12 protein-coding genes are annotated in these 10138 nt (G+C 68.6%); 5 read left to right on the top strand and 7 right to left on the bottom strand.

Translation table 11 applies throughout. The annotated features are described in order from the left end of the window. Positions 1–3 precede the first annotated feature (3 nt). From F6B43_RS12440 to F6B43_RS12425, 4 genes are all read left to right on the top strand, one after another. On the top strand, positions 4–399 hold the full coding sequence (locus F6B43_RS12440) for a Zn-ribbon domain-containing OB-fold protein (protein WP_150449231.1): 396 nt from the start codon (positions 4–6) through the stop codon (positions 397–399). Next, positions 396–1544: a thiolase C-terminal domain-containing protein gene (locus F6B43_RS12435; protein WP_211368128.1), complete on the top strand. Its 1149-nt coding sequence runs from the start codon at positions 396–398 to the stop codon at positions 1542–1544. Before F6B43_RS12440 ends, F6B43_RS12435 begins: the two co-directional genes overlap by 4 nt. A 125-nt stretch (positions 1545–1669) precedes the next feature. Next, positions 1670–1867 (top strand): hypothetical protein, encoded by a 198-nt coding sequence (locus tag F6B43_RS12430; protein WP_246159930.1) that lies wholly within the window; start codon positions 1670–1672, stop codon positions 1865–1867. A 4-nt stretch (positions 1868–1871) separates the two neighbouring features. Further along, positions 1872–2135 carry a ribbon-helix-helix domain-containing protein gene (locus tag F6B43_RS12425; RefSeq protein WP_150449230.1) on the top strand — a complete coding sequence of 88 codons (264 nt, stop codon included), beginning with the start codon at positions 1872–1874 and terminating at the stop codon, positions 2133–2135. Positions 2136–2165: 30 nt separating this feature from the next. Here the strand turns inward: F6B43_RS12425 and F6B43_RS12420 are convergent, their stop codons facing one another. Genes F6B43_RS12420 through F6B43_RS12395 form a run of 6 tightly spaced genes read right to left on the bottom strand, consistent with a single transcriptional unit; the run spans position 2166 to position 6969 of the window. Further along, complete coding sequence (locus tag F6B43_RS12420) at positions 2166–3047, bottom strand: TIGR03620 family F420-dependent LLM class oxidoreductase (RefSeq protein ID WP_211368127.1); 882 nt, start codon at positions 3045–3047, stop codon at positions 2166–2168. After that, positions 3044–3547, bottom strand: coding sequence for a nuclear transport factor 2 family protein (locus F6B43_RS12415; RefSeq protein ID WP_170285649.1), 504 nt, complete (start codon positions 3545–3547; stop codon positions 3044–3046). The genes F6B43_RS12420 and F6B43_RS12415 overlap by 4 nt, the downstream gene beginning before the upstream one ends. Then, on the bottom strand, positions 3544–4029 hold the full coding sequence (locus F6B43_RS12410) for a MaoC family dehydratase (protein WP_150449228.1): 486 nt from the start codon (positions 4027–4029) through the stop codon (positions 3544–3546). The genes F6B43_RS12415 and F6B43_RS12410 overlap by 4 nt, the downstream gene beginning before the upstream one ends. Positions 4030–4085: 56 nt before the next feature. Continuing rightward, the gene (locus F6B43_RS12405) at positions 4086–5009 is read right to left on the bottom strand and encodes a hydroxymethylglutaryl-CoA lyase (RefSeq protein ID WP_150449227.1); all 924 of its coding nucleotides are present in this window, start codon (positions 5007–5009) and stop codon (positions 4086–4088) included. Between the two features lie 20 nt (positions 5010–5029). Next, complete coding sequence (locus F6B43_RS12400) at positions 5030–5788, bottom strand: FadR/GntR family transcriptional regulator (RefSeq protein ID WP_170285648.1); 759 nt, start codon at positions 5786–5788, stop codon at positions 5030–5032. 14 nt (positions 5789–5802) lie between these two features. Further along, positions 5803–6969, bottom strand: coding sequence for an acyl-CoA dehydrogenase family protein (locus tag F6B43_RS12395; RefSeq protein WP_150449225.1), 1167 nt, complete (start codon positions 6967–6969; stop codon positions 5803–5805). Positions 6970–7062: 93 nt separating this feature from the next. On the opposite strand from F6B43_RS12395, the gene F6B43_RS12390 reads away from it, so the two are divergent. Next, positions 7063–8319 carry an acetyl-CoA hydrolase/transferase family protein gene (locus tag F6B43_RS12390; RefSeq protein ID WP_150449224.1) on the top strand — a complete coding sequence of 419 codons (1257 nt, stop codon included), beginning with the start codon at positions 7063–7065 and terminating at the stop codon, positions 8317–8319. Positions 8320–8363: 44 nt separating this feature from the next. On the opposite strand, the gene F6B43_RS12385 is transcribed toward F6B43_RS12390, so the two are convergent. Beyond that, a complete protein-coding gene (locus tag F6B43_RS12385) occupies positions 8364–10073 on the bottom strand; it encodes a flavin-containing monooxygenase (RefSeq protein WP_211368126.1) in 1710 nt (569 codons plus the stop codon). Positions 10074–10138 lie beyond the last annotated feature (65 nt).

Raw genomic sequence — 10138 nt, 5'->3', positions numbered from 1 at the left:
GCCATGAAGCCCGTCGCCCTCCCGACCCCCGACACCCGCGAGTGGTTCGACCGCATCGACCTCGGCCGGCTGACCGTGCCGCGATGCCGGGACTGCGGCTCGTTCTTCCTGTACCCGCGCAGCTCGTGCCCGCGCTGCGGCGGCCGTTCGATCGAGCTCGTCGACGCGGCGGGCACCGCGACGCTCCTGTCGTTCGTCGTCAATCAGCGCGGGCCTGAGGGGTTCGAGCCGCCCTACGCCCTCGCCATCGTCCAGCTGGCGGAAGGGCCGCGGATGCTGGCGGGTATCGCCACGACCGATCCGGCCGAGCTGGAGATCGATGTTCCGCTCCGTGCGGTCTTCGAGGAGCGCGGCGACCGAAAAGTGCTGTATTTCGAGCCGGAGGTGGCGCAGAAGTGACCTTGCGCGGAGCAGTGGCGATCGTCGGAGCCGCCGAAAGCACCGACCTCGGTCGCATCCCCGACAAATCGGCTCTCGAGCTGCACGTGGATGCCGCGCTCAACGCGCTCGCCGACTGCGGGCTGACGCCGGCTGACGTCGACGGCGTCGCGTCGGCGGGAGAGATGCCGGTCGATGTCGCCGACTATCTCGGAATCGTGCCCGAGTACCTCGATGGGACGAACGTCGGCGGCTCGTCGTACATGCTCCACGTGCGGCACGCGATGGCCGCCATCACAGCGGGGCTCTGCCACACCGTCCTCGTCACGCACGGCGAGTCGGGCCGCTCGCGGGTCGGGATGGTGCCGTGGGCGCCCGCGCCCCAGTCGCTGATGGGACAGTTCGAGGTGCCGTACGGGCCCGTCGGGGCTCCCTCGCTGTTCCCGATCGGCGTGCGCCGCTACATGGCCGACTACGGGATGACACGGGAGCAGCTCGCTCTGGTGCCCGTGATCCAGCGCGAGTGGGCGTCGCGGAACCCCCGGGCGAAGCTCCGCGACCCCATCACGGTCGACGACGTCTTCGCATCCGCCGTCATCGCCGACCCGATCCACCTGCTGCACTGCTGCCTCGTCACCGACGGCGGGGGAGCGCTCGTCATCACTTCGGCGGAGCGCGCGAAGGACCTGTCGTCGTCGCCGGTCTACGTGCTCGGCGCCGGCGAGAGCAGCGAATCGTCGACGGTCGCGGGCCTCGAGAGCCTAACCTCGTCGCGGGCCATCCGCATCGGTGGCGAGCGCGCGTTCGCGCAGTCGGGCGTTCGCCGCGACGAGGTCGACCACCTCATGATCTACGACGCGTTCGCGCACGTTCCCATCTACGGCCTGGAGGATCTCGGATTCGTCGGGCGGGGCGAGGCTCCCGCTTTCATCGAGGACCGCAACACGGCCCCGGGCGGCCGGTTGCCGCTCAACACGAACGGCGGAGGCCTGTCGTATACCCACACGGGCATGTACGGCATGTTCGCGATTCAGGAGTCCGTGCGGCAGGTGCGCGGCACTGCGGCCGCACAGGTCGACGGCGTCGACATCAGCGTCGCGACCGGCGTCGGCGGGATGTTCATGAGCTCGGGCACGCTCGTCCTGGGAAGCGCCGCCACCCTCTAGGTTGAGCCCGCGAGGCGGTTTTCGTACTACACTCATGTGGTACGAAATGATTGAGCGGGGTGATGGTGCGAGTACGAGTGCATCCGAGGGTCACGGATTGTCACCCCGAGGTGATGGTTTCGGATGTGATCGAGGCGTTCGAAGGCACTCTGCGAGCCCGCGCACGTGACACCCACCCGGTGCAGTGGGTGGGTGTCGGGACGGATACGAGCGGACGTTTGCTGGAGTACATCGCCGTGGAAGACGAACCGGATGGCTGGCTGATCTTTCACGCCATGCCCGCGACGAAGAAGGTTCTCATCGAGGTTGGACTGAGGAGGTAGACGAATGGGCACGTACAGCGACGTGAACGGGATTCCGTTCACAGACGAAGACATCGAGTCGTGGGCTGCCGAAGCAGAATCCGATACGGGATACACCGGAAAGCACCTCGGTCCCTCGGTGCCCGGCCGCCCTATCAGCGTGGGCGCACAGGCCCGTCCCTTCACCCTTCGCCTCGACGCGGCGCGCCGCGCGAAACTGGATGAGGTGGCGCAGGAGCGCCACACCACGCCCTCGCAGCTCATGCGCGAACTCATCGACGCCCTTTGACGGCTGCGCGGGCGGAGTCGTCAAACGATTTCAGCCGGCGAGGGCCTCGGCCAGGCGCTGCCAGTCGCCGACCGGGAGAGGCTGATCCTTCCAGCCGCCTTCGCGATCGAGCATCTGGATGCAGACGTGATCGGCGCCCGCGTCGAGGTGACGGCGGAGACGGGTGGTGACGGCATCCTCTTCTCCCCAGGCCACGAGGGCGTCGACCAGCCGGTCAGACCCCCCGGCGGCGAAATCATCGGCGGAGAAGCCGAGCCGCATCCAGCTCGTGATGTAGTTCGGCTGCCCCAGGTACATCGCGAGGTAGCGCCGCGCCGCCTCGCGCGCGGTGGCCGGGTCGGCCTCGAGAACGACCATCTGCGTCGGAGCGAGGAAGGTCTCGGTGCCGATCAGCTCCCGTGCCCACGAAGTGTGCTCGGGCGTCGTCAGATACGGGTGGGCGCCGGTGGTCCGTTCGGCCGCGAGCTCGAGCATCCGCGGTCCGAGCGCGGCGAGCACGGTCCGACTGGCGCGGAGGGGATCAGCGCGGTCGAGGTCGTCGAGGTACTCGTGCATGCGCGTCAGGGGCCGGCGGTAGCGCCCGGGTACGCCGCGGTCGACGAACTTCGCGTGGCTCACGCCGAGCCCGAGCAGGAAGCGGTCACGTTCCCGCGACGCGAGAGCGTCGACCTCGGTGGCCACCTCGGCGGCCGTCATCGACCAGATGCTCAGGATGCCGGTGGCCACCGTCACGCGAGTCGTGCTCGACAGCAGAGCGCGGACGCGCTCGAACGGGCTGTCGAAGCCGCCCGTCATCCACAGCGCGGAGTAGCCGGCTGCCTCGAGTGCAAGCGCGGCATCCACCGCGGCGCTCGTCTCGCGCAGACGGAGGCCCGTCGACCACACCCCCCACGGGCCGCCGGGAACGATCACGCCGTGCTCTCGTCGGGAGTCAGCACCGACCCGTGCGCAAGGTCGGCGACCCACGAGCTGAATCGCCACCCGCCACCGGTTCGTGCGAACGCGCCGGTGTACGACCCGACGACGATGTGGTTGCCGTCGCGGCGCCGGTAGTAGGCGATGCCCTTGAAGATGCCCGTCGCAGTGCCGGCGTCGAGATCGACCTCGATGTCGCTGTTGGTGAACGTGTGCAGGATCCACGGCATCGAGGACTGCAGCCGAACGAACTGCTCGCGGATCTCGTCGCGCCCGCGGCACGGCGGCCGTCGCGGATTGATCCGGTACACGCCGTCCGGCGTCCACAGATCGGCCAGGGCATCGGGGTCGGCGTGACTGGGCCCGGCCCATCCGCCGTCACAGAGCGTGTGGTATCGCGCAGCGAGCGCTTCGATATCGCGCACGCTCTCGAGCACGCGCAACCGGCGGTCGAGCGCGTCGATGCGTTGGCCGACCCGATCGGGTTGCGCCGTCACGCGGGAATCGCCTCGTCCTCTGGGATGCAGCGCACGAGCGCGGTGCGCACGGCGCGGCAGACGAGGACCCCGTCCTGGTTGTGACCGCGGTGCTCGAGGGTGACGATGCCCTGGCCCGGTCGCGAGGCCGAGAGGCGCTTCACGCCGATCTCGGTCTCGCAGTAGAGCGTGTCGCCGATGAACACCGGGGCCGGGAAGTCGATCCCCTGGAAGCCGAGGTTCGCGATCGTCGTCTTCTGCGTAAGGTCCGGAACCCCGATGCTGCACACGATCGCGAGCGTGAGCATGCTGTTGACGAGGCGCTGGCCGAACTCGGACTCGGCCGACTTGACGGCATCCAGATGCAAGGTCTGGGCATTGAGCGTCATGCTGCAGAACAGCACGTTGTCGGCCTCGGTGATCGTCCTTCCGGGGTCGTGCCGGAACACGTCGCCCGTGATCATCTCTTCGTAGTAGCGGCCCCGCCGCGTGTGTATTGTCATCGGTCTCTCCTTCGTGATCGATTCGTGTTCGTGTTCGTGTCCGCGTGTCGCTGGGCTCAGGCGTCCTGCGCGGCGAGTGCCTGCACGACGCGGGACGTGGACGGACGGCCGAGCGTCGCGGCCATCCAGGTGCTCGTGCGGGCGAGGGCCGCGACGTCGACGCCGCTCCGGATGCCGAGTCCGTCGAGCATCCACACCAGGTCTTCCGTGGCGAGGTTGCCGGCCGCACCGGGGGCGTACGGACAGCCGCGGAGGCCGCCGGCTGATGCATCGAAGGTGCGGATGCCCGCCTCGAGCGCGGCGTACGAGTTCGCGAGCGCCTGACCATACGTGTCGTGGAAGTGCACCGCGAGGTCGTCCGCTCCGAGTCCGGCGGCGGCGAAGGCCCCAAGCAGGTCGTGGACGCGGCCGGGCGTCGCAAGGCCGAGCGTGTCTCCGATCGACAGCTGCGACGCGCCCAGGTCGAACAGGCGCCGGCCGACCTCGACGACCTGGGCGATCGGCACGTCGCCCTCCCAAGGGTCGCCGAAGCACATCGACACATAGGCACGCACGTCGATGCCCGCGGCGCGGGCGCGGGCGACGGTGGGCTCGAACATGGCGAACTGGTCCTCGAGCGACCGATTGAGGTTCTTCCGCGCGAAGGTGTCGGTGGCGCTGCCGAAGATCGCGATGCGGGTCACGCCGGCCGCCAGCGCACGGTCTAGGCCGCGTTCGTTCGGCACGAGCACCGGCAGCGACAGCGCCGGGTCCCCGGCAAGATCGAGACCCGCGAGCACGTCCTCCGCGTCGGCCAGCTGGGGGATCCATTTCGGATGCACGAAGCTGGTCGCCTCGATCGTGGTCAGGCCCGCCTCGGCGAGGCGCCGGATGAAGGCGATCTTGTCGTGCGTCGAGACGGTGATGGCCTCGTTCTGGAGCCCGTCGCGGGCGCCGACCTCGTAGATGACGACGGAGTCGGGGAGGGAAGTCGCGGTCATGTCGATCCTCGTATCTCGAATCAGCTCTGCGAGCGCACGATCGCGATCGGACCGTCGAGGAGCTGCGGGTAGGAGCGGGCGACGTGCTCGGCCATCGCCTCGAGGTGGATGCGCATCGCGCGAGCCGCCCCTTCGCCGTCACCCGCGACGATCGCGCGCAGGATCTTGCGGTGCGCGGCATCGGCCTCGTGGAGCGAGTGCGCCGGATAGCGGACGCCGGCGTCGTGGCCGTCGGCGATCATGCTCAGGATGTCCCACATCATCGCCAGCGGTCGGTTCGCCGCGATCTCGGCGATCAGCGTGTGGTACTCGCGGTTCATCCGTCGCCAGTCCTCGCCGCCCTCTTCGAGCCGTCCGAGCGCGTCGTTCGCGCTCTCCAGGAGCGCGGCCTGCGCAGGGGTGCAGTGCGAGGCCGCTGCGGCGGCGAGCGACGGCTCGATGAGCAGACGCGCTTCGAGAACCTCTCGCAACCCGATGTCGCTCATCCGCATGAGGACCGAGAGCGGCCGGGCGATGCTCTCGCGGCGCGGATGCGCGACGAAGGCTCCTCCTCCGGCGCCCACGCGCGTCTCGACGATTCCCTCCGCCTCGAGGATCCGGAGCGACTCCCGCACGGACGCGCGCCCTGCGCTGTACTTCAGAGCCATCTCGGCTTCGGCGGGCAGGCGTTCCCCCGGACGCATCCCCGCGTCGACGATGCCGTCGGCGATCGTCTCGGCGAGGATCATCGGCTTACGTGGGCGGCCGCGCCTCGTGGATGCTCTGGTGTCGGAGGTCACGGGACCAGTCATGGTCAGTACGAGCGCGGGAGGGCGAGCACGTGCTCGGCGATGAAGTTGAGCACCATCTGCTGGGGGACGGGAGCGCTCTTCATCAAGCGGGACTCGACCCAGTAGCGGCCGACGTCGTACTCCTTCGCGTACGCATACCCGCCCAGCGTCTGCATCGCGGTGTCCGCGGCGAAGAAGGCGGCGTCGGACGCGAGGTACTTCGCAGCGTTCGCCTGTTCGCCGCACGGCAGGCCCTGGTCGTACCGCCACGACGCCTCGCGCACGACGAGCTCCGCGGCCGCGAGACGCATGTGGGCCTCGGCGAGCGGGAACGAGATGCCCTGGTTCTTGCCGATCGGACGGCCGAACACCACGCGTTCGCGGGCGTACTGGGTCGCCCGTTTCAGCGCGGCGCGCCCGATGCCGATGGCCTCACCCGCAATGAGGATGCGCTCGGGGTTGAGCCCGTCGAGGAGATACGAGAAGCCGCTGCCCTCCTCACCGACCAGATCGTCGGCCGAGACGCGCAGACCGTCGAACCTGACTTCGCACGAGCCGACCGCATTGCGGCCGATCTTGTCGATGAGATCGATCGTCACGCCGGGCGCCTTGAGGTCGGCGAGGAGCAGGGTCATGCCCCGCGTGCGCTTGTCGACCTGGTCGAGGGGAGTCGTGCGCGTGAGCAGGAGGACCTTCTCGGCGATGTGGGCCTTCGTCATCCACACTTTCTGCCCGTGCACGACGTACTCGTCGCCGTCACGCACGGCGCGGGTCGAGATCGACGGCGTATCCGTTCCGGCATCCGGTTCCGTGACCCCGAAGGCCACGTGCAGCTCTCCTGACGCGACCCGGGGGAGGTAGGCCTCTTTCATCGCCGTCGAACCGTGCTTGGCTACTGGGTTCATGCCGAAGATCGAGATGTGCAGCGCACTGGCGCCGTTCATCGCAGCGCCAGAGGCGGCGACCTCTTCGAGCACGATCGACGCCTCGGTGATCCCACCGCCACCGCCGCCGAACTCTTCCGGGATCGAGATACCGACCCAGCCTGCCTTTGCCATCGCATTGTAGAAGTCCCAGGGGAACTCGTGCTCGTTGTCACAGCGGCGCCAGTACTCGCCGTCATAGCCGGCGCAGATGTCGCGGACGGCCGTCCGGATGTCGCGGAGGTGTTCGGGCTCCTCGAAGTCCATGAGTGCTCCCTGGGTCGAATATGCGCATATTCAGCGCAGGAGTAGTGTATCAAGCGCTTGCTACACCTCGTCAAGAGAGGACGATCCGGAGATATGAAGGGCTCGATCTCGACCACCGCGTCGGCCGAAGCCGCGCTCGCGGATGTGCCGCCGGATGCGCGGATCGTCGCAGGGAACGCGTGCGGCACTCCGCTCACCCTGCTGCGCGGCCTCGGTCGTCGCGCGCGATCCGCCGGCGCCGTGTCGCTCACGCTCGGCCTCACCCTGGGTGAGGCGGGTCTGCGGGAAGCCGCGCTCGAGGGCGCGCTGCGGATCCGCAGCTGGCACCTGCACGGTGAGATCCGGATGCTGTACAAGGAGGGCCTCGTCGACTATCTGCCGATGCGTCTGCTCGATGTCCCTCGCATCGTCCTGACCGGCGCCGACGTCGCTCTCATCCGGGTGAGCGCACCGGACGCTGATGGCTACTGCAGTCTCGGCCCCTCGACGAGCTACGCACGCGATGCGGTGCGTCTGGCCCGCCTCGTCGTCGCGGAGGTCGCGGAGGATGTCCCGCGGACGGCGGGCGACAGCCGCATCCACATCTCGGAGATCGACCGATTGGTCAATTCCACCACCTCGATGGCCCTCTACGAGACGAGCATCCCGACGGCCGCAGCGACCGCTGTCGCGGCGAACGTGGGCGCTCTCATTCCCGATGGGTCGACCGTGCAGCTGGGCATCGGGGCGATCGGCGACGCCGTCGCGACCGAGCTCTCGCGGATCGGCCAAGGCACGTCGCTGCGGCTGCACGGAATGCTCTCGGATCCGATGATCCCGCTCGTGGAGGCGATCGCCGCGGCGGGCGGCCCACCGGTGCAGACGGTGGAGCTCCTCGGCTCTGCGGCGCTCATGTCGTGGGCGGACCGCAATCCCACGATCGAGATGCATGACTCGCAGCAGATTCATCATCCGCTCGCGATCGCCTCCGTGCCGTCCTTCGTGTCGATCAATTCCGCTGTCGCAGTCGACGTGCGCGGCCAGGTCGTCGCCGAGACCGTGCGCGGCGGCGTGATCTCAGGAGTCGGCGGGAGCGCCGACTTCGCCGAGGGCGCGCACCTCTCGGAGGGCGGTCTGCGCGTGATCGCCCTCGCGTCCACGACCGGGCGCGGCGACTCCACGATCGTGGCCGCCCACGCGCCCGCCGACCTCGTCACCGCGGCTCATCACAGCGTCGACGCGGTCGTCACCGAGCACGGCGTGGCCTGGCTGCGGGGCCGGACGAGCAAGCAACGGCGCGAGAACCTCATCGCCGTGGCCGCACCGGAGCATCGTGAGCGGCTCGAGGAGGAGAGCGCGTCGCCCGCGTAGCGCCCCCGGTGCCGGTTCGACGTGCGGTCGCACTCCAGAGCGTCTCACCGCGGAGCGCCCACCGACGCGCGCTCGAGTTCGAAGCTGGGGTAGCCGTTCGCGGACTCTTCGGCGAGGCGCCGGCGATACTTCGGTCCGCCGCCGAGGTAGACCATCGCGCGGGGCGCCTCGTCGCGGTCGAGGTTCTTGTTGTGACCGTTGAACCAGGACTTGGTCTTGGACATCAGCAGCCGTGAATTCACGTCGTGCACGTGGGCGGTCCACGCGGCCTCGGCGTCCGCGTGCGCCTCGACGCGCACGATGCCCTCGGCGTTGATCACGGTGGCGAACTCCGTCATCCAGTTGACGACGTCCTCGATCCCGCGCGGGAAGTTCGCCGATGCCGAACCGGACTGGGGCCCGGCCAGGATGAACAGGTTGGGGAAGCCCTCCACCTGCACGCCGAGACAAGTGATGGGGCCGGCGCTCCACTTGTCGCGCAGGCGCAGACCATCCTCACCCACGATGTCGATCCGGTCGAACGGACCCGTCACCGCATCGAACCCGGTCGCGTAGACGATGACGTCGACGTCGATCGGCGGGCGGCCCGCATCCCCTCCGAAGCGAAGTCCTTCCGGCGTGATCTCGGTGACGGGGGTGGCTTTGAGGTCGACCAGCTCGACGTTGTCCTGATTGAAGACCTCGTAGTAGCCCGACTCGCCGGCGACGCGCTTCGTGCCGAAGCCATGGTCCTTCGGGATCAGGATGTCGGCGACGCGCGGGTCGTGCACGCGCTCCCGGATCCGCTCGGCGATGAATTCGGAGAGCTCGGCATTGGGTCCCGGCTCCATCATCGTGTCGCGATAGTTGCCCATGTACATCCCGGCGCCCGACCCGCGATAGAGCTCGTTCCAGTGCGCGATGCGCTCCTCGCGGGTGACGTCTGTGCTGAGGACGCGGTCTGGTCGGTGGATGAAGCCGGCCGGGGTCTCGCTGCACCATTTGAAGATCTCGTCGTACCGGGATCGCAGGTCGGCCATCTCGTCCGACGAGATCGGACCGTTGCCCAAAGGCGCGCCCCAGTTCGCGCCGCGCTGCAGCACGTAGAGCTGGTCGACTCTCGAGGCGATCGCCGTGATGACCTGCACGCCGCTTGCGCCGGTCCCGATCACCGCGACGCGCTTGCCCGTGACGTCGAGGTCTTCGGGCCAGTCGAAGGTGTGCACCGCTGTTCCGGCGAAGGTCTCCATCCCCGGGATGCGGGGGTAGGTGGGGGCAGAGAGGATGCCGATCGCCGAGAGGACGAACCGCGCGCGCAGCGCGCGGCCGTCGGTGAGGGTCACGTTCCAGACCAGCTCATCCTCGGACCACGTGAGAGAGGTCACGCCGCTGTCGAAGCGGATGTGGGGGCGCAGGTCGAACTTGTCGGCGAAGTAGTTCAGGTAGGCGAGGGTCTCGGGCTGGGCGGCGAATCGCTCGGACCAGTCCCATTCCTGGAGCATCTCGCTCGAGAACGAGTACTGGTAGGTGTAGGACTCGGAGTCGAAGCGGCACCCGGGGTAGCGGTTCTTGTACCACGTGCCGCCGAGGTCGCTGTTGGCGTCCACGAGGAGCACGTCGGCGTCCAGCTCAAGCAGCCGTTGGAGCTGGCAGAGCCCGCACACGCCCGCGCCGACGATCAGGTACTCCACGAATTCGGGAAGGGCTGCGGCCGGCCCGGTTCCGCTTACGTTCTCGCCGAACGCCGATCCTGCGGCATCCCTCACTGAGCTCACGACTCCTCCAAAAATCAAGCGCTTGCTTTATGCTAGCATGGCGAGGACGCACGAGAGGAGCTTGG

Origin of the sequence: Microbacterium rhizomatis (assembly GCF_008710745.1) — a bacterium.
Lineage (GTDB): Bacteria > Actinomycetota > Actinomycetes > Actinomycetales > Microbacteriaceae > Microbacterium > Microbacterium rhizomatis.
This window is presented reverse-complemented; position numbering and strand designations above follow the sequence as displayed.

What these genes read in the sequence shown, in the direction of transcription:
- F6B43_RS12390 (WP_150449224.1), top strand. Translation starts at nt 7,063, where the DNA reads ATGAAGGGCTCGATCTCGACCACCGCGTCGGCCGAAGCCGCGCTCGCG.
- F6B43_RS12410 (WP_150449228.1), bottom strand. Translation starts at nt 4,029, where the DNA reads ATGACAATACACACGCGGCGGGGCCGCTACTACGAAGAGATGATCACG.
- F6B43_RS12405 (WP_150449227.1), bottom strand. Translation starts at nt 5,009, where the DNA reads ATGACCGCGACTTCCCTCCCCGACTCCGTCGTCATCTACGAGGTCGGC.
- F6B43_RS12395 (WP_150449225.1), bottom strand. Translation starts at nt 6,969, where the DNA reads ATGGACTTCGAGGAGCCCGAACACCTCCGCGACATCCGGACGGCCGTC.
- F6B43_RS12440 (WP_150449231.1), top strand. Translation starts at nt 4, where the DNA reads ATGAAGCCCGTCGCCCTCCCGACCCCCGACACCCGCGAGTGGTTCGAC.
- F6B43_RS12425 (WP_150449230.1), top strand. Translation starts at nt 1,872, where the DNA reads ATGGGCACGTACAGCGACGTGAACGGGATTCCGTTCACAGACGAAGAC.